This window comes from Ectobacillus panaciterrae DSM 19096, assembly GCF_000430785.1.
Taxonomy (GTDB): Bacteria; Bacillota; Bacilli; order Bacillales; family Bacillaceae_G; genus Ectobacillus; species Ectobacillus panaciterrae.
The window spans coordinates 24,923-48,986 of record NZ_AUMR01000032.1; the positions used below are offsets into that span (position 1 = coordinate 24,923).

Here is a 24,064-nt window from a genome sequence, read left to right on the forward strand (position 1 = left end):
TTTCAATCAATTCTGGAATATAATTCTTATTATGACAAACTGACGCGAAAATAAAAAGAAAAGCGACTTTTTGGGTATAAAAAAGCAGCAATTTGCAAGATTTTTAATACTTGTAAATTTTTTAGAAAATTAGAAATTATTTATGATAAGATACAAGTAAAGAAAAATAGGGGTGAAAACATGGAAATTAAAGAAATCAAAGGGTATGAACTCGTTAAGGCACAAGCGAATACATCGGAAGATTTCTTCAATCGTTCTGAAGTAACGTATATGCATGAAGGGACAGAACGCACCTTGCATGTTTTGTATATTCGCTATTTTGAAGAGCAGCTCCAGCAATTTACACCGTTTTCAGGAAATCCTGTTTTTATAGTTGGAGAACGTGGGATAGAATTTAAAGAAATTGCGGCGCTCGCTTGCTTATTGCAAGATCCGCAGCTTATCAATCGAAAACGAATGTACATAAATACGCTGGAAGAATTTCGGACATACTTTGATGCAGCGAACATGAACCGCCTGCAGCAAATAGTAATGCAATTGTATAAAGGACTGAAGCCCGGCGTAGCGAATTAAATATACTAGAAATGAAAAGAGAGAGGAGCATTCGGAATGTCAAATTCCATTGTGGAAAATCAAACAAAGCAAGTGGAAGTCTTTTTGCAAGAGGTTGTCGCGATTATGACAGAGTATGCAAATCATCACACGATTACATCCTTGCTTACAGAAGAGCGAGAAGGGGATAAATTGTACTTCGAAGAGCTATTGGCTACTGTACGCCGCTTGCTTGTATTTTGTGAAGAAGGTCTGGACGCATGCCGCGTTCTGTTAAAAAGCAGTCCATTCCGCAAAAATGCCGCAGAGCACACGCTTTATAAGATTTATCATCAAGTGGTTGCAGAGTTTTTCTCACCGAAAAACGACTGCTGGTTTGAAAACAGCCGTTCTGCTTATACAGGAAAGAATGCAATTGCTTTTCCAGCGCTATCGCCTTCTTCTATCCAAGATTTAATGAAGATATTGGAAGGGAAGTTTCAAGCCATGCGCGAAGAGCTGGAATATTATGAAACAGACTATCAAACAAAAATAATCCAATCCAAGTAAAACAGTTGGTTCTTCCAACTGTTTTTTTTTATGATAAGGGACTATAAAATTGTGGGATCTGTCCAGACCCGCCGGCTAGGCGCTACCACCAGAGGTTCTCCGCCTGAACAAGCCGGCTCCGCTTTTAGTGGTGAAACGGTCATAGCTTTGCTTTTGGCAGAATACATATAAATAGTACAGCATAAGGAGGTGTCCATTATGAGTCAAAGGGAGTTGTTTGACCACTATTTTTACGAAGTGGAACATTGGTGCGAAAGCGTTTTGCATGTACTGGACAGCCGCGCAGCGGAAATTTATGATGTTCACATGCTTGAATATAGAATACAGGTGCTTCTGGACCGAATTAAGGCAAATGAACCGGATTATAATGTCGAGTTTGTATATCAAATAAGCGATGATGTGGAAAATATTCAAGGCCATCTCCAAGATGTGCTGACGACCGGACACTATGAAGAATATGCAATGTATGAAAGGAATCACGAAAGCCGCGCTGTTCCGATCGGGGGACATGTCCTTCCCCCGCTTCCTTATCCATACAACGCATTAGAGCCGTATATTGCCAAGGAAATTATGCGTCTGCATCATGATAAGCACCATCGCAGCTATGTGGAAGGTTTAAATAAGGCTGAAAAAATGATGCAAATGGCGCGGGATACAAACAATTACGATTTGTTGAAGCATTGGGAGAGAGAAGCCGCATTCCATGGGTCTGGTCATTATTTGCATACGATCTTTTGGAACAATATGAAACGGGGCGGCGGCGGAAAACCGAGCGGAAAGCTGCTGCGTCAAATCGAAACGGATTTTGGAAGCTTTGAGAAATTCAAAAAGCACTTCACAGAGGCGGCAAATAAAGTGGAGGGCTCAGGCTGGGCTATTCTTGTTTGGGCGCCGCGCGCAGGCAGGCTCGAAATTTTGCAAAGCACGCTGCATCAATTGTTTACACAGTGGGACACAATCCCGCTTCTTGTTCTGGATGTGTGGGAACATGCTTACTATTTGCAATATCAAAACAAAAAAGAAGAATACGTGAGCAATTGGTGGAATGTCGTGAACTGGGAAAATGTGGCGGAACGGTTCCAAAAGGCGGAAAAACTAGAATGGCAGCCGTATTAGAGAGACGCTTAGAGCGTCTCTTTAATACGGCTGCAAAAGTAGACATTTTTTGTTTTTGTCGGGACGAGCCGTCTCCGCTTTTCGATGATGTCTAGTTCCACCGGCTAGGCGCTGCCGCCTAAGAACCTCCGCCACAAAAAGGCAAAAAGCGCCTTTTAGGGCGGAGAACCTTAGGCTCTGCGCCTGAACGAGCCGGTTCCGCTTTTCTTATCATATTTCTATGGACAAAGCATACACTTGTACAAAACCTGATTGAAAAAGGACGTGAAGCCGGTGCATATTTTGTTCAAGACATCTCTCTCCGTTCTTTGCATAGCTTGCTTATGCTTTTGTCTATTCCCGCTTGATACATACGCAGGATTTCAAAATGTAAGTGCTCGTAACGCTGTGCTGATGGAACAAAAATCCGGACGGGTTCTGTATGAAAAGCTCCCGCATGAATCGGAAAAAATCGCGAGTATTACAAAGATCATGACGGCTCTTCTTGCAGTGGAGTCTGGAAAAATGCAAGAGAAGGTGACAATCAGCAACACGGCGGTAAGATCGGAAGGATCATCTATTTATTTAAAGCCTGGGGATAAAGTGAAGCTCGAGGACCTGGTGTACGGGCTCATGCTGCGTTCAGGCAATGACGCGGCGCAAGCTATTGCCGAACATGTGGGCGGCAGCATAGAAGGGTTTGTGTATTTAATGAATGAAAAGGCAGCCGCTATCGGCATGAAGGACACGCATTTTTCGAATCCGAGCGGGCTGGATGGAGACGGCAAGCATTATTCTTCTGCCTACGATATGGCCCTTCTCACTCGTTATGCGATGAATAATGAAGCATTCAGAAAGGTGTTTGGGACAAAAAAATACCAATCGGAGTCGTGGGATTACCCATGGAAAAATAAACACAAACTTCTTACATTCATGTATGAGAATACGACCGGAGGAAAAACAGGATTTACAAAAAAAGCAGGACGTACACTTGTGACGACCGCATCAAAGGACGGTCTTGATTTAATTGTGGTTACGCTTGACGCTTCAAGCGATTGGGACGATCATATGTACCTCTTTGACCAAGGATTTAAACAATATGATTTGACAAAAGTGATGGATAAGGGAGCGCTTGCCGCTGCAGAAGATAAGACATATAAAGGCCACGTTTATATAAAAAATGAATTGTCGTATCCGCTAAAGGATGAAGAAAAGAAGGATGTGAAAATAGATATAGAGCTGTTTAAGAAAAAACAGCCGCATGATGGAGAAATCGTCGGAAAAGCCACCATGAAGCTGGACGGAGAATCTGTCGGGAGCCGAAATATATTTTACAGCAAGAAAAAGCTGTTCGTAACGACAGGCATTTTATGGCACGATTTTAAAGAAGTACTTGCTTCCATGATAGGTGTGACATACAATGGTTAATCTTGTTTGGGTATTCATGACGATTATCGGTGTTGTGTTTGCGATGATGAACGGTACGATGGAAGAAGTGAATAAAGCGGTGTTTGAAGGTGCGAAGAGCGCTGTTACGATTTGTATCGGTCTTGTCAGCGTACTGATTTTTTGGCTTGGACTCATGCGCATTGCTGAAGAAGCTGGTCTTTTGAAAAAACTTGTTGCTGTTTTTATGCCTCTTGTGAAAAAGCTGTTTCCTGATGTGCCGAAAGATCACCCGGCGATGGGGTTCATTCTTTCCAACATGATGGCGAATTTATTTGGTCTTGGAAATGCGGCAACGCCGCTTGGTATTAAAGCGATGGAGCGCTTGAAAGAACTGAACGGCGGCAAAGATTCCGCCAGCCGCTCCATGGTCACCTTTTTGGCGCTGAATACGTCAGCTATCACACTCATTCCGACGACCGTTATTTCTATTAGGATGACATATAACTCGGCAAATCCGACAGAGATTGTTGGCGTCACCTTTATTGCACAGGTGCTGTCAATGATAGGCGCCATTTGGATCGATCGTTACTTTTATAAGAAACGAATGAAAAAAGGAGGAGGAAAGAAGTGAGTATTGTTAACACCATTTCTCTCTGGCTCATTCCTTGCATGATTGGTTTTATTTTGCTGTACGGAACATTTAAGAACGTACCAACCTATGAATCTTTCGTGGAAGGAGGAAAGGAAGGGATTCAAATTGCCGTCTCTATTCTTCCTTTTATGGTAGGGATGCTCGTTTCCATTGCCATTTTTCGCGCTTCAGGCGCCCTCGATGCAATGGTTGGGATGATCAAGCCGTTTTTAGATACAATCGGCGTACCGGCCGAAATTGTGCCGCTTGCCTTAATTCGCCCCATATCCGGTTCAGCGGGACTCAGTATTACAACGGACTTAATTGCGACATACGGACCAGATTCCTTTATCGGCAGATTGGCTGCTACGATGCAGGGAAGTACGGATACGACGTTTTATGTACTGACCGTATATTTCGGGGCGGTAGGGATTCGGAAAATGGGAGATGCCCTAAAGGTCGGGCTGATTGCTGACTTAATTGGAATTATTTGTTCTATTGTATTTGTATCACTCATGTTTAAATAACCATCATATATGATGGTTATTTTCTTTTTATATAAAATTTTAGTATAATGATGAAACATCCGCTATTAAGAAAATGGCTTAATAGTGGACTTTTTGTGTGATGTCTTTTTGACAAAATGTTGCGAAAATACTTAATAATGAGAAGCGGCAACTTGTATTCGCTTTCTTATGAAGGTAAGATGAACTTGAGGTGAAGAATCGGAATGGAAAGATTACAAAAGGTGATTGCCCAAGCGGGAATCGCGTCAAGACGAAAGGCTGAAGAATTGATTCAGCAAGGAAAGGTAAAAGTCAACGGTAAAGTGGTGACAGAATTAGGAACAAAGGTAAGCAGGCATGATCGGATTGAAGTAGAAGGAATTCAAATTGAGAAAGAAGAGCCGGTTTATTTTATGCTGTATAAACCAACGGGCGTAATTTCAAGCGTAAAGGATGAGAAAGGCCGCAAAGCGGTGACAGACTTCTTTGCGCAAATTAAGCAGCGTATTTTCCCGGTCGGCCGCCTCGATTATGATACGTCTGGGTTGCTGCTTATGACGAATGACGGCGAATTTGCCAATTTGCTGATGCATCCGAAAAACGAAATAGAGAAGGTATACATTGCTAAGATTAAAGGATCTTTAGACGCAGCGAAAATTCGCATGCTCGAGAGAGGCGTTATGCTTGAGGATGGGAAAACTGCTCCGGCAAAGGTTAAGCTTTTAGGCGGCGACCGCCGCAAGGAAACAGCACTTGTGGAAATTACGATTCACGAAGGGCGAAACCGCCAAGTAAGAAGAATGTTTGAAGCAGTCGGCTGCAAGGTTACAAAACTAAAACGCGAGCGCTATGCCTTTTTAGGACTCGGCTCTTTGCGCCCTGGGGACGCAAGAGCGTTATCTCCCCATGAAGTCAAGCAGCTTCGCGCGCTTGCTGCGGCACAAACGAAATAAAAAAGCTCGGTGCATGCCGAGCTCAGCTTAGAGGAGGAACAAGCTATGAAGAAAAACAGACTGCTATTTCGCTCTGCCATTCTTCTCGTTCTTGTTGGCGCTTTAGCATTCACGCTCTATCAAAATTTCTTTGCGGACAAAGAAAAGGTGAGCGTAGGAAAAGAAGCGCCGAATTTTGCTGTAACTGATATGAACGGCAAGGAGCTGACGCTTGAGAACATGCGCGGCAAGGGCGTATTTCTGAATTTCTGGGGTACATGGTGCGAGCCATGCGAAAAGGAAATGCCTTACATGAATGAGCTGTACGATACATACAAAAAGAAGGGTGTAGAAATTGTAGCGTTAAATGCAGACGAAACGGAAATCGCTGTGAAAAACTTTGCCGGGCAGTATGGGTTGAAATTTCCTATAGCGATTGACAAGGGACAGGAAATTTTAAATACTTACGGCGTCAGTCCGCTGCCGACTTCGTTTTTAATTGATAAAGATGGAAAAGTAATTAAAAAGATTACAGGTACACAAACGAAAGAACAAATAGAAGAGCACTTAAAAGAAATTACTCCTTAATGAGCAAGAGAGATCGGGGTGAGGGAATGGAACACGTAAAATGTGAATGCGGACACGTAAACCCTATCGGAACCATGTTTTGCGAAAGCTGCGGCAAACCGTTTCACAACGAAGATGGTTTGCTCGATATGCGCTATGAAGGAAGCGCAAGACGCTCGATTACGAATAGGAAAACATTTGTTGATAAAATTTGGAGCTTCTTTTCGTCCGTTAGGGTCGGTGTTTGGCTTATTTTCACTACGCTTGTCGCTTCAGCGATCGGGACAATTTTTCCCCAGCAAATGTATTTGCCGCCAAATGTAACGCCTGGGGAGTACTATGCAGATAAGTACGGAACACTCGGTTCTTTGTATTATGATCTCGGCTTTAACAATTTGTACAGCTCTTGGTGGTATATGATACTTATTGCTTCCATCGGGATTTCGCTTGTGATTGCCAGCTTAGATCGTGTTGTTCCGCTATATAAAGCTTTAAAAAAGCAAGGGGTGACTCGGCATGCCGGCTTTTTGAAGCGGCAAAGAATATTCGGATCAGCAGAAGCGGCAAATGAAGAGATTGAGATAGTGAAAGAGCAGCTGAAGAAAAAAAGATACAATGTCCGTACGGAAAACGGAAATATTTTGGCTGAAAAGGGACGATTTTCTCGCTGGGGTCCATACGTGAATCATCTCGGTCTTATCATCTTTTTATTCGGTACGATGCTTCGCTTTGTACCCGGCATGTATGTTGATGAATCCCTTTGGCTGCGCGAAGGCGAAACAAAGGAAATTCCGGGAACGGACGGAAAGTACTATATTAAGAATGAGAAGTTTATAAAAGAAGTGTATGACAAGAAAAAAGAAGATCAAGTCTATAACGAAGCTATCAGCCGTGTGGGCGATAAATTGATTCCGAAAAACTATCAGACAAACGCAGTTTTATATAAGGCAAAGGGCAAGTCTGTACCCGGCCAAAAACCAGAGCTTGAAAAGGTGGAAGATTACAAGATTCGTGTGAACGAACCGCTCAAAATCGATAACTATGCACTATACCAAGTGGATTATAAAGAGGGAGAGCTAAGCAAAATGTTTCTCCATCTCGAAAAAAAGGACAGCGGTCAAAAGTGGGGCCCTATTGATATTGATTTGGCAAACCCAAAAGAAAAATATGATTTGGGAGAAGGCAAGTCCATCGAACTATTAAGCTACTTCCCAGATTTTTATTTTGATGAAAACGGCAAACCGAATACGAAAACAAAGCTGCCGAACAACCCGGCATTCGTATTTAAAATGTATACGCCGGAAACGCCTAAAGGAGAAGTAAGCTTTGTCGCCATCCGTCAAAACATTGAACCGGAGGGCAAGAATAAGTATAAAATGACCTTTGCCGGCATTGAAACAAGAAACGCTACGGCACTGACTGTCCGGAAAGATTTAACGCTTTGGATTATCGGGCTTGGCGGCGCCATTTTCATGATCGGCGTAATGCAAGGAATGTATTGGAATCATCGACGCCTATGGATTCAGCGCGTGAACGGACAGTGGTGGATTGCCGGACATACGAATAAAAACTGGTACGGCTTCCGAAACGAAATCGGCAAAATCTTGCAGGGCACTTCCATTCCAGCGCCGCAAGATAAAGTAACGGAGAAAAAATAGGTAAGGGTGGGGGAAACATGGCGCAAATTAGCAGTAACTTTTTATTTGCTGCTTTCATTTTATACTTAATTGCAACTCTCTTTTTCGGAGGCGCAATTCGTGAAAAGGGGAAGAAGTGGGCAAATATCGGGATTGCGGTTACCGTTATCGGATTTGCTGCACAACTGGTATATTTCATCACGCGCTGGATCGCAGCTAAGCACGCACCAGTAAGCAACTTGTTTGAGTTTACGACATTTTTTGGCATGATGCTTGTATTTTCATTTATCATGATTTATTTCATCTATCGTGCAAGTGTACTCGGATTGTTTGCACTGCCGATTGCGATTCTTGTTATCGCTTATGCAAGTATGTTCCCGCGTGAAATTACGCCGCTCATTCCTTCCTTAAAAAGCTATTGGCTGTATATTCACGTTACAACGGCCGCAACAGGCGAATCTATTCTTGCCATCAGCTTCGTTGCCGGGTTGATTTACTTAATTAAAAATGTGGATCAAACCGTGAGAAGCAAGCGGACGTTTTGGCTGGAATTCATTATGTTCAGCTTGATCGTTACGCTTGGGTTTGTCGCGGCGACAACATCGTTTTCAGCAACGAAATATGAAGCGAAATTCGAGTGGGTAAACAAAGAAGGACAGAAGGCCGAAATGGTGTATAATCTGCCGGCTCTTGTCGCTCCTCACGAAGGTAAACTGCTTACCGAGGGCAAGCTGGATTCAGCACTGCAAATGCCTGCTATCATCAATGCGAAAAAGATGAATACAGTTATTTGGGCATTGCTATTTGGCACAGGTATTTATGCGGTGCTGCGCTTAGTGCTTCGTAAAAGAGTGGCAGCTTCCCTGCAGCCGCTTGTTCAAAAAGTAAACGATGACCTGCTTGATGAAGTTGGCTACCGGTCCGTTGCAATCGGCTTCCCTGTTTTCACGCTGGGGGCTTTGATTTTTGCGATGATTTGGGCGCAAGTGGCGTGGACGCGCTTCTGGGGCTGGGATCCAAAAGAAGTGTGGGCGCTTATTACATGGCTGTTTTATGCGGCATTTTTGCACCTTCGTCTCTCAAAGGGCTGGCACGGCGAAAAGTCTGCATGGCTTGCGGTAGTCGGATTTGCCATTATCATGTTTAACCTTGTAGCTGTAAACCTCGTAATTGCCGGATTACATTCATATGCGTAAGAAAATGGGGGGGCTTTGTCACCTCCCGTTTTTAAATTTGTCAACTTTTCTTCAATTTCAAGAAAATCATGACAAAGCCTCCTTTCTTTTTGTAAACTATTGTCGAGGGAATCAAAAGTATTCATGAAAAAGCCGCTTTTATATAGAAAGCTTGGCAAATATTTGAGGGGATTATGAAGCATAAAACACAAAGGAATGGTAAAATTTAGAGTAGCAGGATAAGAAAGGCAGGTGTAAACCGCTTCAGCTTTCGAAGCGGAATTGCGATGCAAAATGAGGCGAAAATTTTAATTGTAGATGATGAGGAAAGAATTCGTCGTCTGCTGAAGATGTATTTAGAACGCGAGAACTATGTCATTGACGAAGCAGACAACGGAGAAACCGCTGTATTAAAAGCGCTGCAATACGATTATGATTTAATTGTTTTAGATATTATGATGCCCGGCAAAGACGGAATTGAAGCTTGTAAAGAAATTCGCGAAAAGAAAGCGACCCCGATCATTATGCTTACGGCAAAAGGCGAAGAAGTAAACCGCGTACAAGGATTTGAAGTAGGAACAGATGATTATATAGTAAAGCCGTTCAGCCCGCGGGAAGTAGTGCTCCGCGTAAAAGCGCTGCTGCGCCGGTCTGCCCCGACAACGTTCTTTACAAAAGAGACGTCAACAAAAGATATTATCGTATTCCCGCACCTTACCATTGATAACGATGCGCATCGTGTTATGGCAGACAGCAAAGAGGTGAACTTAACACCGAAGGAATACGAATTGCTTTTATTTTTAGCAAAAGCGCCGGATAAGGTATTTGACCGAGAGCAGTTACTGAAGGAAGTATGGCAATATGAATTTTTCGGGGATTTGCGTACAGTAGATACGCATGTAAAGCGCCTCCGCGAGAAGCTGAACAAACAGTCTGTAAGCGCTGCGAAGATGATAGTAACAGTATGGGGAGTCGGATATAAATTTGAGGTTGTGAACGATTGATGCTTTGGAGAAGCGTAGTAGGGAAGCTATGGATTACCATTTTGCTGCTCGTTTCATTTGTACTCGGATTTGTTGCTATTTTGCTGCACCAGTTTTTTCAAAATTATTATGTTACATTAAGTGAAACGAGGCTTACGAACCAAGCGACCCGTATTTCGCAAATGATTGAAAACGGCGTTGATGAAAAGACGGTGGAAATGGCTGCCTATCCATTTGTCGATGCGTTATCCCGAATTGTCGTTGTAAAAAACAAGGAAGACCTTTCTTATTCACCCGGACAAGACGATTTAGTTATCTTATCGTTAGACGATTTGAAGAGGGACAAGGATTTAGAGAGAGTCTTTACAGAACAAAAATCGGTGAAAAAAAAGCTGTACGTTCCAAAAAACAGCACAACCATTAACAATGAAATTATGATTGTCGGCGTGCCGATTAAAAAGGAGAACGGGGCAGCTGTGTTTGTGTACCAGTCGCTCCAGGTTCCGAAGCAGGCTATGGAGAAAGCAACAGATTTTATTTTTCTGTCGGCCGGAATTGCTATTATTTTAACGACGTTCTTTGCATTTTTCTTGTCTACCCGCATTACAGCGCCGCTTCGGAAAATGAGAGAAGTTGCATTTGAAGTGGCACGCGGAAAATTTGATACAAAAGCTACCGCTGTGTCGCAGGATGAAATCGGTGAGCTTGCTGCAGCGCTCAACCAAATGGGAAAGCAATTGAAGTTTAACATTAATGCCTTACAACAGGAAAAAGAGCAGCTTTCCAGCATCCTCAGCAGTATGGCTGACGGTGTAATTACCTTAAATCAAGAGGGAGAGGTCGTCGTTGTGAATCCTCCCGCAGAACGGTTCTTGAAGCTCTGGCATGCAGATTATGATGTGCAGCAGGCGCTTCCTTCTGAGCTCGTCCGTTTGTTTCATAAAGTGGTAGAAACCGAGCAGCAGCAGGTAGTGGAAATCAATTTGCTGATCGGGAACTATGTTGTACTTATGACGCCGCTCTACAACCAAACCAAGATTCGCGGAGCTGTAGCCGTGCTTCGGGATATGACAGAAGAACGCCGTCTGGAAAAGATGCGAAAGGACTTCATCGCCAACGTGTCACATGAATTGCGCACGCCTATGGTAATGCTTCAAGGGTACAGCGAGGCAATACTGGACGATCTTGTAACGACAAAAGAAGAGGTTCATGAATTTGTGCGGATCATTTACGATGAATCTGTTCGTCTCGGCCGTCTCGTCAATGAGCTGCTGGATTTGGCGCGAATGGAGAGCGGGCGTGTGGAACTGCATTTGGATGAGGTTGAGATTGAGCCTTTTGTAGAGAAGATCGTTCGGAAGTTTCAAGGAATCGCCAAAGAAAAAGAGGTGCAGCTGCAGGCACAGTTTCTGTCCGATGCGGACAAGCATATATTTGATGCTGACCGGATGGAGCAGGTATTCACGAATCTCATCGATAATGCAGTTCGGCATACGAATGCCGGAGGGGATGTTTCCTTTACTATTAAACAGGAGCAGAATGGTCTTTTCTTTGAGGTAAAGGACTCAGGCATCGGAATCCCTGAGGAGGACGTTCCGTTTGTATTTGAACGTTTCTATAAGGGGGACAAAGCGCGGACACGTGGAAAAGCAGGAGGCACCGGCCTTGGCCTTGCCATTGCTAAAAATATTGTAGAAGCGCACGGCGGCAAAATCTCTGTGACGAGCATTGAAAATAAAGGAACTACTTTTTCGGTATTTTTGCCTGCGAAGCTATGATTCACTAAATGGCTCTCCTATTCTTCTTTGTATGATGCGTTTCATCATGAAAGAAGAATGGGAGAGTTTTTGTATGCTAAAAGCTTAAAACGGCTGTAAAATACATACGTAAACAAGGAATATGAAAAGTATTTGAAGAAACATACACAGTGGAAGTCTGTTTTATTAGGCTGGTGTTCTTAGGAATCCCCCACTTCAAGGAGCGTTAGCGAGTAAGTGGTGGGTAGTTCAAAAAATACATATGGGGGAATACATATGAAGCTGTATACGAAAACGGGAGACGCAGGGAAAACAAGCCTTGTCGGGGGACGCGTAGATAAAGATAACCTTCGCGTGGAAGCTTACGGTACGATTGATGAGGCGAATTCATTTTTAGGACAGGCAATGACGTTGTTAAAAGGGGAAGTGTTTCAAGATATATACCGTGAGCTTGAGAAAATTCAGCATGAGCTGTTTGACTGCGGAGGAGACCTGGCAGTTGTAAATAACAAAATTCCTTACAAGGTAACGGAAGAGATGATTACATTTTTAGAAGAGCGGATTGATGACTATATCGTGCAAGCACCACCGCTTGAGCGCTTCATTTTACCGGGGGGAACACCAGCAGCAGCGGCCATTCACGTCGTTCGCACTGTAACGAGACGGGCAGAACGATGTATCGTTGCGTTAAAGAAGCAGGAGGAAATAAACGATCATGTATTAAAGTATGTGAACCGTTTGTCCGATTACTTCTTTGCAGTTGCACGTGTAGTCAATGCAAGATTAAGTGTGAAAGACGTAGAGTATGAGCGCAGTGCGATTGTGTTCCGAAGCAAAGAGGATAAAAAAAACTAAGGAAAGGGGGATAGCCTCTTTCTTTTTTTGATAAGGAAGTATAAAAATTGGAGGGATATCTATATATAAATGATTTATAATTTCGACGTTTTCATTTGCTATTTCGAACAAAACGGCATGGGCACTTACTTCCTCTCTCTGGTTTACCTTTGCATGGGCCACTACAAGGGTTTGACCGCTTCTGCACGCCGCCGGATGCTCTCGCCCCACTATAAAAAAACGATTTTTTTATTCAGTTATATATAGAACTTGAACGAGCCGGCTGCACTTTTCTTATGCATATTTTTTAAATCTCCGTTTCACAATAACAAGGTGTTAATTTTTAAGGAGGTTTAATGAATGAAATGGTTTAAATTTGTGTTCATGCTTCTTCTGCTGATTCCTTTTGGCAAAGAGCATCTTGCGAAAGCGGAGGAGCAATGGACATGGCCTGTATCCGGTGTCATCAGCGACTATTTCGGGACGCGGGGCGGCCGGCATTACGGTATTGATATTGCAGCAGCAATCGGGACGCCTGTTGCGGCAGTAAGCGGAGGAAAGGTTACGAGATCGTATTATTCAGAGAGCTACGGAAATGTAGTGTTTATCCGGCACAATAACGGTTATGAGGCAGTATATGCGCATCTCAATAAGCGATTGGTTCGGGAAGGACAAATCGTCAAAGGCGGCCAGACGATTGGAGAAGCAGGAAATACGGGGCATTCCCGAGGTGCGCATCTTCATTTTGAAGTACATAAAGAATCTTGGAATTTCGCGAAAACAAATGCGGTCAATCCGCTTCTTGTGCTGGGAGAGCCTCCTGCACAAACAGTATCCGCTTCTTCCTATACAGTACAAAAGGGAGATACGTTATTAGGGATTGCTAGAAGATTCGGACTGACGGTATATGAGCTGAAAGAGAAAAATCATTTGAACAGCGACCGTATTTATCCGAATCAGCAGCTTGTAATTAACTAACTTTAAAAGTTGTAAGTTTGCATGGCTATACATACATCACATATGTTTTAAAAAAGCGTGCTCTTTGCACGCTTTTTTCTTACCAAAATATAAAAATAGAAATAAAACCGCAAATTGCTAAATAGCTGTAGTAATATAAAACCCTTTGACGCGTTTTTTCCTTCGCCTTCGGAAGAACAATGGAAGGTTCAATCAGCCCGATTGCAAGGCAAAGTAAACCGATAAGCATGAACAGGATAGATAAGGAAAACAGCGCAATCTCCGCTCTGTAAGGCAGGAGAAGCTTCAGCAAGAATGCAGCGAGAACCGTATAAAAAAGAGAAGCTGCGTACATGCTTAGCGGTGTGATTGAGCGATAGCCGGGAAGCTTTCGCCACAAAGGTCTCGCGGCTTCTGTTACTTCTATGGAAGTATATTCTTGTACAATGCGCTGCACTTCTTTTCCGCTTTTTAAAAAGTGAAAAATGCAATTGGGCTGCCCCTGAAACACAAACTCGGATTTTTGCAAAAAATGATCGACTTTTACATGCTGCCAGCTCTTCCAAGGGTGCCGCTCTAACAAGCGGATGCGGTTATCTGCTTGCTTATCATATTGATAGATGCTCATGCCGTCTTTATCAAGTGCTGCATAGTATGCATTCGCAGAAAATTTGCCGAAATCAACAGGACAGTACAAGAGCAGCTCTCGCTTTAAATAAAAGTATTCTTTACGGAGACTTTTCTTCATGAATTGATATACAGTTTGCTTTTGTCTTTTCTTCATAACATTTCCCCCAAGAAAGAAAATGCAGTTTCTTCACAATACATCATATTAGCACTTTCATTTCAGAAAGACTAGAGAAATATTGAAAAAGAATAAGAACAGCTCCAGCACGGACTGTTCTTATTTTGCTTATTGTCTTTGTCCCTATTATAGTCGAATTTCGAAGAGGCTTCAATCATACGGTATGTATATATCTTTCTTATTCACAGTAAATATCGCACTAAAAAACGTTATTCCCCTTGGGAATAACGTTTTTTATATACTATTCGAATTTTAATGCGTCGCCGTCGAATGCTTCGTCAGCTACTTTGATGGAATCAGTAGGGCAGCCTTCAAATGCATCCATCATATCGTCGATTAATACATCTGGAACTTCTACGATACCTTGGTTATCGTCAAGTGTTACGAATGCAATGCCTTCATCATCATAATCATAAATGTCTGGTGCAGCAGCTCCGCACGCACCGCACGCGATGCAAGTATCTTTGTCAACAATTGTGTACTTTGGCATAACTATATACCTCCCAATAAATATGTATATCCATTAGATTAAATTACCTAATGAAAGAAAATTCTAACCTTATTGTAAAACGGTTTCTCCAACTTTTCAATATAAAAGTATAATGATAATACTTATCAATTAGATATGTCAATCATTTTCGCACAATGTCCTCACGATTTTCAAAATGACCATATTCCTATTCTTTTGGTACAATAGAATAAGCTAAAAGAGAGGAGTGAGATTGGCTTTGCGTCTGCTGCATGTTATCCTGTACGGTTTAAAACAGATAAATGGTGAGCGAACATCAGCTTCTGTGTATCATTTATTAAAAGGGAAGCGTTCTTCGCAAACACTACAAGATGGAACGATTTATCATTTATCCTTTCTGTTTGGCGTTTATAAAAAACTGGATCGACAAATATATGATGAGCAAATTAACGTATTATTAACCGAAAATTGGATTAAGCAAATACAGGAAAATACATATATTCTCACAAATGCAGGAGAAGAGGAATTGAAGCATCACCAGTTTCCTAAGCATTTGCACGGTTTGCAATATGGAGAGCTGGGAGAATGGATTTGGAAGCGGCTGGCGCTTCTTGTACAAACAGTGTCACATTTGCAAGAGCGTTCTTCATTCCTCCCCGTCCAGCAAGAGCTGGAGGTTACAGCTTGGGTAAAGCGATTTCTATTAGCTTTTCCCTATTCGCGTGAGCAACTCAGGGACATGCTGTATAGAGAATCCGAAGGAATCCTGCTGCAAGTGACAGAACAGGAAGCGACTGTGTTCGTGCTTCGCCTTACCGGGGCCGAACGAATCGGCTATACAAAGATGCAGTTGGCACAGTTCTTAAGGATAGATGCCTTTCATGTTCACCTTCTTTTTTTAGGAGCTGTACATTTTATCGTAAAAGAAATTACAAAACAGCAAGGGACATACCCGCTGTTAGAGATGATTCTGCCTGCTGCCGATATAAGAAATGTACTCAGTATATCTACACAAAAAACGTATATGCATTGGAAGCAAGGGAAGAGCATGGATGAAATTGCCGCCATTCGCGGTTTAAAACGAAATACCATTGAAGACCATATTGTTGAAATCGCTATGAACGAGCCGGATTTTCCAATCGATTCCTTTTTACCTCAAGAAACAATTGAAACAGTAAAAGAAGCAATTTCGCGTATGCAAACGAGAAAGCTGCGCGTTCTCAAGCAGCATCTTGGAGAAGAAATCAATTATTTTGCGATTCGGCTTGTGCTGGCAGCGTTAGGAGGAGCGTATGAAGCTTGAGAACCTTTTGTATGAGAAGTTTGGATATGCTGCGTTTCGCGCTGGTCAAAAAGAAATTATACAAGATTTATTAAGCGGCAAAAACGTAGTAGCGATGCTGCCGACCGGCGGAGGAAAATCCGTATGCTATCAAATTCCCGGATACATAATGGACGGGTTGGTTATCGTCGTTTCTCCGCTGCTGTCTTTAATGGAAGACCAAGTGAATCAGCTGCGGTTGATCGGGGAAAAGCGCGTCGCTGCCTTCAATAGCTTCCGGACAATGGAAGAGAAGAAAGAAGTGCTGCGAAATATAGAAGCCTATAAATTTATATTTGCTTCGCCCGAAATGCTGCAATCTCCATTCTTTTTACAAGCGCTTAAGCGGGTAAAGGTATCTTTATTTGTAGTAGACGAGGCGCATTGCATTTCGCAGTGGGGATTTGATTTTCGTCCTGATTATCAAAAGCTGCAGCATGCCGTCCGGCAATTGGGCAATCCAGCTGTGCTTGCTTTAACAGCTACTGCGACGAAGAAGATTTTGCAGGATATTATTGACAGTCTAGGTCTTTCTGATACTGCGTTGCATTTTCATTCCATTGATCGTCCTAATATTGCGATACAAGTAGAGGGAATAGATACGTTAGAGGAAAAGAAAATGCGTCTTCTTTCTTACGTAAAAGAGCTGCAAGGACCCGGCATTATTTATTGTTCGAGCCGTTTTTGGTCAGAAGCGCTGGCGGAGGGTTTGCGCGCAGAAGGTGTAGAAGGCGTTTCGCATTATCACGGGGGAATGGAGCAGGAGGAACGCATGCTGATACAACAGCAATTTATTAACAATCAGCTGCGCGTTATCTCTTGTACGAGTGCATTCGGCATGGGAATTAATAAATCAAACGTCAGATATGTCATTCATTTTCACTATCCTGCTAATATAGAATCCTATTTGCAGGAAATCGGCAGGGCAGGGCGGGACGGCAAGGACAGCATTGCTGTTCTGTTGCTGAGCGGAGCGGACCATGATTTGCCTGTTTCTATTATTCAAGATGAATTGCCAGATCAAAAACGCGTTGCTTATTTTTTCTCTTTATTAAAAAAGAGCCTTCTGCAGCGTGATACAATATCGTTCGCTGATGCAGAATATATCGGTATAGCGGCAGGACTTCATGAGCAGCATTGGCGCTTTATACGATATCAATTGGAAGAGCTGGGCGCCGTGCAAGATGGCTGCATACTCGTATCTGCCTTAAGTTCCGAAATACAACAAATTATAAACGATAAAGTGCTGGATCGGCTGAACAATAAGTATGAAAAACTTCAGGCGATGCGCAATTGGCTGCAAACACTAACCTGCCGGCGCGAAGCTTTTTTACGCTTGTTTCATGACAAGAAGCAAAAGCAGCCGAAAAATTGCTGTGATATTTGCGGAATTGATGTTACTGATTATAAGCAAATACAAAAAGAGAAAAGCATGCCTGTATATGAATGGAAGACAGAGCTGCAGCTGCTGCTCGGGATGAAAAGACGGTGGGACTATGAGTAATCAGCAAGAAAAATTGAACGCTATGACAGACCGCGAGCTTCGGCTGAATTTGTATATTACACAAGGAATTATATTGTTTGTCAGCGGCGTGCTGTCCTATTGGCTGTTTGGCCGCTTTTCTGCTATGGTATCTTTATTTCAGTGGGAGCCCGCTGTCATCGTGGGACTCGGCGGAGCGGCCGCGTTCTTAATTGTATTTATAGATTATATAGCGATAAAGATGCTGCCGGAAAGCTGGTTTGATGACGGAGGGGTAAATGACCGTATCTTCAGAGGAATCAGTATTTCTCATTTGGCTGCAATTACGCTGCTCATAGGTTTTGCGGAAGAATTGTTATTTCGCGGCATTATACAAACGCATTTTGGGCTGGGATATGCAAGCATCTTATTTGCGGTCTTGCATATCCGTTATATTAAAAAACCCTTCTTATTTGTATTTGTACTCTTAATCAGTATTTCCTTCGGCTATTTATTTGCTTGGACCGGAAATTTACTGGTTACTATATTCGCGCATTTTTTAGTGGATTTCATCATGGGATTGCATTTACGGGGAGAGACGAAAGATGAAGATGTCTAGCATACAGACTGAGATTGAGGAGGAAGAGCAGCTTGAGCTGCCTCCAAGAAGCGAAACGCATAAAGAACGGGAGCGCAAAGAATCTAAAATTAAAATCAAGCATTGGTTTGTCCGTTTGCTTGTCGTTTTATTTATTTTGCTTCCTGTAGCCGTTTATTTTGTTACGGACCGTTACTTGGAAGAAAAAAAGCGAGCGGAACAGCACCGCCGATTTGAATCGAAGCAGTTTGAAGAGATTATTTTTGCGGCAAAGCGAAAGCTGGCAAAAGGACAGAAACAGCAAACGGATGCATATGTATCCCATGAGGTACAGGACGGGGAAACTCTGAGAAAGATTGCGGATATATACTCGTTGGGCAGCGGTGGTGAAGAGCTTCTTCGTAAATATAATAAAATGGGGGATAAGGATATCACCCCGGGACAAATTCTTAAAATTCCAGCGACTTCTTCCATAAAAAAGTAACAGATGAACATGCATTATGACGTATTGTAAAAGCTGATATAACAGCTTCGGGAATATGAGAGTGCCGCTCGCATGTTTTAAAGCCCTCAAACAACGGTTTGAAGGGCTTTTTGCTTATGGAAAGCTAAGAACGAGCCGCCTGCGCTTTTTGTGAATGATAATTTCGACACATGTGCAACCAAAAGGGAGCGTGGTATGCCTCTGGTTTACCCTTGCAGGAACCACTACAAAGGTTTGACCGCTTCTGTACGTCTTTTGATCTCTCCCCACTATAAACGGTTTTTTATTCACTTGTATATAGACTTCGCAGGCGCACTATGCCCGCCGAAAGCAGTACAGATTTCTCCCGTGCCCAGTTTTCCTTAACCTTTGTTTTTATCTTTTTTTCTATAATGTGTTATTATTTGTATAGGTTATGTAATAAGTAATGTATAACAATATTATAAGGGGTATAGTATGATTTGGTTATTAGCAGTATGTATAGTACTGGTATTTATCGGCTTATTTATTTTCTATATGTATACAGAAGCGACAAGAAATACGATTGTTGAGCATGAGATTGCGTTTCCGCATTTTCCGAAAGGGTTTGGAGAGGTTCGGATTTTTTTTATTTCCGATATTCATAAGAGAGCTGTTGCCGAATCATTGGTGGAACAGGCAAAGGGAAAGGCGGATATTGTAATCATCGGAGGGGACTTAGCAGAGCGTGGTGTGCCTTTAAAAAGGATCGCTCGCAATATTCAATTGCTGCGCGAAATCGGACCTCTGTATTTTGTATGGGGAAATAATGATTACGAAATAGATTATCATGAATTGGATGCGCTGCTTTTGGATCATAAAGTCATAATTTTAGATAATACAAGAGCGGTATTTGAATCGGAAGAAGGAGAAAAGCTCATTCTTCTCGGGGTGGATGATGTAGGGCTGGGGCGGGACCGGCTGGATTTAGCTCTTAGCGATTGCGAGGAGGAAGGGTTTCGAATTTTAGTAAGCCATAGTCCGAGCATTACTCGTAAATTTACAGATGAGGAGCGCATTTCTCTTGTGCTGAGCGGTCATACCCACGGCGGACAAATCCGCATGTTTCATCATACGCGGTTTTTAAAAGGCGGTGTGTACCGCCGTGAGCATACAACATTGTTTGTGAGCAACGGATATGGCACAACTGTGGTGCCGCTTCGTTTTCGTGCACCGGCACAGACTCATATCATTACTTTAAAAAATCATTTATAACGATACTCGTAAGGTGGGAAAAGGGTATGGGAACATCAAAAGGCAAGTATAACATTAAGGCAGTCTCCAACATGCTTAGCATTCAGCCGGGAACGCTGCGGGCTTGGGAGAGGCGCTATCAAATTATTGCCCCAAAAAGAAATGAAGCAGGACATCGCCTTTATACAGAAGAACATGTTAAAATATTAAGGTGGCTTCTGTCTAAAGTGAACGAGGGCTTTACAATTGGTCAAGCTGTGAGTTTGCTTGAAAGCAGTCAATTAAATACACAGCTGATAGAACGAGAAGATAATCGAACTGAAATGCTGATTGCAGCAATTTTAGATTCATTGCTGCAATTTGATGAGATAAAAGCACATGAATATTTAAACGAGGCCTTCAGCATTTTCTCTATAGACAAAGTTACAATGGACATTATGGCAAAGGTGGTCATTAAAATCGGGGATCTTTGGATGGAACATAAAATTACGAGCGCTCATGAGCGTTATGCAACATCCTTCTTGCGTTCCCGCATCGGGATGATTTATCATAATCTGCCTGTTAATACCGTTCTCCCAAAGGTAATAGCCGTTTGCGGCCCGGGAGAGTCGCATGAACTCGGCCTATTGATTTTTACTATATATTTACGGCGTAAAGGATATCAGGTTATTTATCTCGGGACCAGCATTGATGAAAAGGATCTTGATATCGTGATAGATGAGATGAGACCAAAATTTGTCTTTCTTGCCAGCACGCTCCAAAAAAATGTTGTCCCGACCATAAAACTTGCAAATCGTCTCCATGAGCAATATGATTATCTTTCAGTAGGGCTTGGAGGAACGGCATTTCAGTTTTTGCCGGAACAGGAAAAAGAGGCTCTGCAGGAGTATTTATTAGGTGATACGAAAGAACAATGGGAGCGCTGGGTTGCAAAAGGGTAACGAAGAACCTTCCATTTTATCTTTCATATAATAACCACAGATGCAACGGTTGAGGTAAGGAGGTTAAGAGATGAGGCTAGAACGTTTGAATTATAACAAAATCAAAATCTTTTTAACGTTCGACGACTTGCTGGAACGTGGGCTTACAAAAGAGGACTTGTGGCAGAATGCTCCAAAAGTGCAGCAGCTGTTTCGCGATATGATGTACGAGGCGAACAAGGAGCTTGGCTTTGAAGCAGACGGCCCGATTGCAGTGGAAGTTTTTTCGCTGCAGGCTCAAGGAATGATTGTAATCGTAACAAAAGAGCTTCATGATGCTGAAACCGATGAGGACTTCAGCGATGAGTTTATTGAGATGCAAGTAACGCTTGATGAAAGCGATGATATACTGTATGAATTTGCGTCTTTTGAAGATGTAATTTCGCTTGCAAAACGGCTGTATCCTTTAGGAGTTACCGGAGGAAAGTTATATTCGTTTGAGAACCGTTTCTATTTGCTGCTTGAAGAAGAAGCGGCCGTCTCTAACGAGCTGCTGATCGCAATGCTTGCGGAGTTTGGAAACAGCGCGACAATTACGATTTATCGTTTGATGGAATACGGAAAAGAGCTTATGAAAGAACGGGCAATCGAACAATTGTATCAATATTTTGCAGCAGGAAAAACCTCAACTGACTGAAGTTGAGGTTTTTCGCTCGATAAAAACTAAAAAGAAATCATATATTTTTCTTTTCTAAAGGGTAGAAACCTACTATAATAATCTTGCAATCGTTTTCAAAAAAGTGGAGAATAATACAACTAACTTTTGTTTTTTGTATTGCATTCCGGTTTTAAGAGTGTATACTAAGCAATGTATAAGACTTAAGAAAATTACAGGGGGTTTATCATGGTAGCCGAAAAGGGAGATCACACACAACAACGGGAAGAACACTTAGATGTACTGAAGCCCACACAGGTTGTCATCAAAGAAGCACTAGAGAAGCTAGGCTATCCTAACGAGGTATACGAACTATTAAAAGAACCGATTCGTATGATGACAGTAAAGATTCCGATTCGCATGGACGATGGAACTGTAAAAATCTTTACTGGCTACCGTGCTCAACATAATGACGCTGTTGGTCCGACAAAAGGCGGAATTCGCTTCCATCCGAATGTAACGGAAAATGAAGTGAAAGCCCTTTCTATCTGGATGAGCTTAAAGTGCGGTATTGTGGATTTGCCATACGGAGGAGGAAAAGGCGGTATCATCTGTGATCCGCGCGAAATGTCCTTCCGTGAATTAGAAAGACTGAGCCGCGGATATGTGCGGGCTATCAGTCAAATTGTAGGGCCGACAAAGGATATTCCGGCACCGGACGTATTTACAAACTCGCAGATTATGGCATGGATGATGGACGAGTACAGCCGTATCGATGAATTTAACTCTCCGGGCTTTATTACAGGAAAGCCTCTTGTGCTGGGCGGATCTCACGGTCGTGAAACTGCAACTGCAAAAGGGGTAACAATTTGTATTCGTGAAGCTGCGAAGAGAAAAGGCATTGACATCAAAGGTGCTCGCGTTGTTGTTCAAGGCTTTGGAAACGCAGGAAGCTTCTTAGCGAAGTTTATGCATGATGCAGGCGCAAAAGTAATCGCTATTTCCGATGCATACGGTGCGCTGCACGATCCGAATGGATTGGACATCGATTACTTGCTGGATCGCCGCGATAGCTTCGGAACAGTTACGAAACTGTTTGAAAATACACTCTCAAATAAAGAACTGCTTGAGCTTGAATGTGACATTCTTGTTCCGGCAGCGATTGAAAACCAAATTACCGAAAAAAATGCAGCAGATATTAAAGCGAAAATTGTTGTAGAGGCTGCGAACGGCCCGACAACATTAGAAGCAACTAAAATCCTGACAGAGCGCGGTATCCTTCTCGTTCCGGATGTTTTGGCAAGTGCTGGAGGCGTTACGGTTTCCTACTTCGAATGGGTGCAGAATAACCAAGGTTATTACTGGACAGAGGAAGAAGTGGAGCAGCGTTTAGAAAAGGTAATGGTAAAATCCTTTGACTCTATTTACGAAACAGCGCAAGTCCGCAAAGTGAATATGCGCTTAGCGGCATATATGGTTGGTGTGCGTAAAATGGCAGAAGCGAGCCGTTTCAGAGGTTGGGTATAAGAAAAATGCGATTTCCTGATTAGGAAATCGCATTTTTTTATAAAAAAAGCTGTAAAAAAATAAAAAAGAACACTTGTTCGGTTTATGTTTTCATGCTATACTTTCTATAGATGAACGATCGAAAGTAAAAGGGGGAAAATAGTATGAAAGCTGCATGGGATGAACCGTTTGCTTTACCTGCACCGCTTGCACAGGAAAATAAAAAGAAGGTTGCGGTCCGTTCGATTTGGCACCGGATAAATGAGTTTTTTGATTTGGAAACAACGGATGATAAAATTTGGTTTTTCGGTTTTTACGGCATTTCATTCAGTATTTTATTTTTTATAATGCTCATATCTAATGTTATGGACTTGCTGTACAAATAATTTATGCTTCTACAGAAGAAGGAGAACGGAATACATATATAGGGAATACGAACAGCGGAGAGGATGCAAAATGGCAAGATTCCCTATAGAGAGAAATTATATTTCGCATGGTAATTCCCGTCCCGGCATTAAGGTGCCGAAAAGAAGATTCATCGTCAGTCACGATACGGGAAATCCCGGAAGCACCGCAATCGGAAACCGTAACTTTTTTCAAACGAATCAGCCTAAATCATCAGCGCATACATTTATTGATGATAAGCGTATCATTGAAATCATTCCGCTCGATGAAGTTGCTTACCACGTTCGGTACAGCGTTCCAAAAGACAATGAAATATACGGTTACAACGCAAACAGCGCTGCGATCGGGGTAGAGCTTTGCTACGGAGGAAACATTAATTTTTGGAATGCTTATACGCGCTTTACTTGGTATCACGCCTATTTATGTCAACTTTACGGGTTAAACCCAAAGAAGGATATTACCTCTCATAAACTATTGGATCCGAAGCGAAAGATCGATCCTCTTCAAGTGTTAAAGCGTCAAGGTATTTCCTTTCAACAGTTTTTGGCCGATGTTTACCGCATGTATGTATCGCTGAGATGACATTCTTACATGAAATGAATACAATACGAATGAATGCCTACTCTAGAAGTAGGTTTTTTCTTTTTGGACAGATTATATATT

26 protein-coding genes are annotated in these 24,064 nt (G+C 42.5%); 24 read left to right on the forward strand and 2 right to left on the reverse strand.

Annotation, left to right across the window (positions count from 1 at the left end):
• Nucleotides 1-180: 180 nt before the first annotated feature.
• The 14 genes from H540_RS0109520 (at nucleotide 181) to H540_RS0109585 (ending at nucleotide 13,585) form a co-directional block, all read left to right on the forward strand.
• Nucleotides 181-573, forward strand: a complete 393-nt coding sequence (locus H540_RS0109520) for a hypothetical protein (RefSeq protein WP_028400442.1) — start codon at nucleotides 181-183, stop codon at nucleotides 571-573.
• 36 nt (nucleotides 574-609) lie between these two features.
• On the forward strand, nucleotides 610-1,101 hold the full coding sequence (locus H540_RS0109525) for a DUF3907 family protein (RefSeq protein WP_028400443.1): 492 nt from the start codon (nucleotides 610-612) through the stop codon (nucleotides 1,099-1,101).
• 198 nt (nucleotides 1,102-1,299) lie between these two features.
• Nucleotides 1,300-2,217 (forward strand): superoxide dismutase, encoded by a 918-nt coding sequence (locus tag H540_RS0109530; RefSeq protein WP_028400444.1) that lies wholly within the window; start codon nucleotides 1,300-1,302, stop codon nucleotides 2,215-2,217.
• Nucleotides 2,218-2,496: 279 nt separating this feature from the next.
• Nucleotides 2,497-3,624, forward strand: coding sequence for a D-alanyl-D-alanine carboxypeptidase family protein (locus tag H540_RS0109535; RefSeq protein WP_425388095.1), 1,128 nt, complete (start codon nucleotides 2,497-2,499; stop codon nucleotides 3,622-3,624).
• A complete protein-coding gene (locus H540_RS0109540; protein ID WP_028400446.1) occupies nucleotides 3,617-4,216 on the forward strand; it encodes a nucleoside recognition domain-containing protein in 600 nt (199 codons plus the stop codon). Before H540_RS0109535 ends, H540_RS0109540 begins: the two co-directional genes overlap by 8 nt.
• A complete protein-coding gene (locus H540_RS0109545) occupies nucleotides 4,213-4,743 on the forward strand; it encodes a spore maturation protein (protein WP_028400447.1) in 531 nt (176 codons plus the stop codon). Before H540_RS0109540 ends, H540_RS0109545 begins: the two co-directional genes overlap by 4 nt.
• 203 nt (nucleotides 4,744-4,946) lie before the next feature.
• Nucleotides 4,947-5,675 carry a 23S rRNA pseudouridine(2605) synthase RluB gene (gene rluB / locus H540_RS0109550; RefSeq protein ID WP_028400448.1) on the forward strand — a complete coding sequence of 243 codons (729 nt, stop codon included), beginning with the start codon at nucleotides 4,947-4,949 and terminating at the stop codon, nucleotides 5,673-5,675.
• A 45-nt stretch (nucleotides 5,676-5,720) separates the two neighbouring features.
• Nucleotides 5,721-6,242, forward strand: coding sequence for a thiol-disulfide oxidoreductase ResA (gene resA / locus H540_RS0109555; protein ID WP_028400449.1), 522 nt, complete (start codon nucleotides 5,721-5,723; stop codon nucleotides 6,240-6,242).
• A gap of 26 nt (nucleotides 6,243-6,268) precedes the next feature.
• On the forward strand, nucleotides 6,269-7,879 hold the full coding sequence (gene resB, locus H540_RS0109560; protein ID WP_028400450.1) for a cytochrome c biogenesis ResB family protein: 1,611 nt from the start codon (nucleotides 6,269-6,271) through the stop codon (nucleotides 7,877-7,879).
• A 17-nt stretch (nucleotides 7,880-7,896) separates the two neighbouring features.
• Nucleotides 7,897-9,054 (forward strand): c-type cytochrome biogenesis protein CcsB, encoded by a 1,158-nt coding sequence (ccsB, locus tag H540_RS0109565; protein ID WP_028400451.1) that lies wholly within the window; start codon nucleotides 7,897-7,899, stop codon nucleotides 9,052-9,054.
• Nucleotides 9,055-9,320: 266 nt separating this feature from the next.
• Nucleotides 9,321-10,037 (forward strand): response regulator transcription factor, encoded by a 717-nt coding sequence (locus H540_RS0109570; RefSeq protein WP_028400452.1) that lies wholly within the window; start codon nucleotides 9,321-9,323, stop codon nucleotides 10,035-10,037.
• Nucleotides 10,037-11,794: an ATP-binding protein gene (locus tag H540_RS0109575; RefSeq protein ID WP_028400453.1), complete on the forward strand. Its 1,758-nt coding sequence runs from the start codon at nucleotides 10,037-10,039 to the stop codon at nucleotides 11,792-11,794. Before H540_RS0109570 ends, H540_RS0109575 begins: the two co-directional genes overlap by 1 nt.
• Nucleotides 11,795-12,049: 255 nt before the next feature.
• Complete coding sequence (locus H540_RS0109580; protein ID WP_028400454.1) at nucleotides 12,050-12,628, forward strand: cob(I)yrinic acid a,c-diamide adenosyltransferase; 579 nt, start codon at nucleotides 12,050-12,052, stop codon at nucleotides 12,626-12,628.
• A 339-nt stretch (nucleotides 12,629-12,967) separates the two neighbouring features.
• On the forward strand, nucleotides 12,968-13,585 hold the full coding sequence (locus tag H540_RS0109585; RefSeq protein WP_028400455.1) for a peptidoglycan DD-metalloendopeptidase family protein: 618 nt from the start codon (nucleotides 12,968-12,970) through the stop codon (nucleotides 13,583-13,585).
• Between the two features lie 79 nt (nucleotides 13,586-13,664).
• On the opposite strand, the gene H540_RS0109590 is transcribed toward H540_RS0109585, so the two are convergent.
• On the reverse strand, nucleotides 13,665-14,348 hold the full coding sequence (locus H540_RS0109590) for a hypothetical protein (RefSeq protein ID WP_028400456.1): 684 nt from the start codon (nucleotides 14,346-14,348) through the stop codon (nucleotides 13,665-13,667).
• Between the two features lie 262 nt (nucleotides 14,349-14,610).
• Entirely contained in the window at nucleotides 14,611-14,859 is a 249-nt protein-coding gene (locus H540_RS0109595; protein WP_028400457.1) for a ferredoxin, read from the reverse strand.
• Nucleotides 14,860-15,097: 238 nt separating this feature from the next.
• Here H540_RS0109595 and H540_RS0109600 point away from each other — a divergent pair, with 238 nt between their 5' ends.
• The 10 genes from H540_RS0109600 to H540_RS0109645 all read left to right on the forward strand — a co-directional run bounded on the left by H540_RS0109600 (nucleotide 15,098) and on the right by H540_RS0109645 (nucleotide 23,983).
• Entirely contained in the window at nucleotides 15,098-16,141 is a 1,044-nt protein-coding gene (locus H540_RS0109600; RefSeq protein ID WP_028400458.1) for a YpbB family protein, read from the forward strand.
• Complete coding sequence (locus H540_RS0109605; protein WP_028400459.1) at nucleotides 16,131-17,663, forward strand: RecQ family ATP-dependent DNA helicase; 1,533 nt, start codon at nucleotides 16,131-16,133, stop codon at nucleotides 17,661-17,663. The genes H540_RS0109600 and H540_RS0109605 overlap by 11 nt, the downstream gene beginning before the upstream one ends.
• Nucleotides 17,656-18,240 carry a CPBP family intramembrane glutamic endopeptidase gene (locus tag H540_RS0109610; RefSeq protein ID WP_028400460.1) on the forward strand — a complete coding sequence of 195 codons (585 nt, stop codon included), beginning with the start codon at nucleotides 17,656-17,658 and terminating at the stop codon, nucleotides 18,238-18,240. Before H540_RS0109605 ends, H540_RS0109610 begins: the two co-directional genes overlap by 8 nt.
• Complete coding sequence (locus H540_RS0109615; protein WP_028400461.1) at nucleotides 18,227-18,703, forward strand: LysM peptidoglycan-binding domain-containing protein; 477 nt, start codon at nucleotides 18,227-18,229, stop codon at nucleotides 18,701-18,703. Before H540_RS0109610 ends, H540_RS0109615 begins: the two co-directional genes overlap by 14 nt.
• A gap of 456 nt (nucleotides 18,704-19,159) precedes the next feature.
• A complete protein-coding gene (locus H540_RS0109620) occupies nucleotides 19,160-19,936 on the forward strand; it encodes a metallophosphoesterase (protein WP_028400462.1) in 777 nt (258 codons plus the stop codon).
• Nucleotides 19,937-19,962: 26 nt separating this feature from the next.
• Nucleotides 19,963-20,856: a MerR family transcriptional regulator gene (locus H540_RS0109625; RefSeq protein WP_028400463.1), complete on the forward strand. Its 894-nt coding sequence runs from the start codon at nucleotides 19,963-19,965 to the stop codon at nucleotides 20,854-20,856.
• A 70-nt stretch (nucleotides 20,857-20,926) separates the two neighbouring features.
• A complete protein-coding gene (locus H540_RS0109630) occupies nucleotides 20,927-21,532 on the forward strand; it encodes a genetic competence negative regulator (RefSeq protein WP_028400464.1) in 606 nt (201 codons plus the stop codon).
• Between the two features lie 207 nt (nucleotides 21,533-21,739).
• Nucleotides 21,740-23,017: an NAD-specific glutamate dehydrogenase gene (gudB, locus tag H540_RS0109635; protein ID WP_028400465.1), complete on the forward strand. Its 1,278-nt coding sequence runs from the start codon at nucleotides 21,740-21,742 to the stop codon at nucleotides 23,015-23,017.
• A 143-nt stretch (nucleotides 23,018-23,160) separates the two neighbouring features.
• Nucleotides 23,161-23,382 (forward strand): DUF3961 domain-containing protein, encoded by a 222-nt coding sequence (locus H540_RS29370; protein ID WP_034670701.1) that lies wholly within the window; start codon nucleotides 23,161-23,163, stop codon nucleotides 23,380-23,382.
• 70 nt (nucleotides 23,383-23,452) lie between these two features.
• The gene (locus H540_RS0109645) at nucleotides 23,453-23,983 is read left to right on the forward strand and encodes a peptidoglycan recognition protein family protein (protein WP_028400466.1); all 531 of its coding nucleotides are present in this window, start codon (nucleotides 23,453-23,455) and stop codon (nucleotides 23,981-23,983) included.
• Nucleotides 23,984-24,064 lie beyond the last annotated feature (81 nt).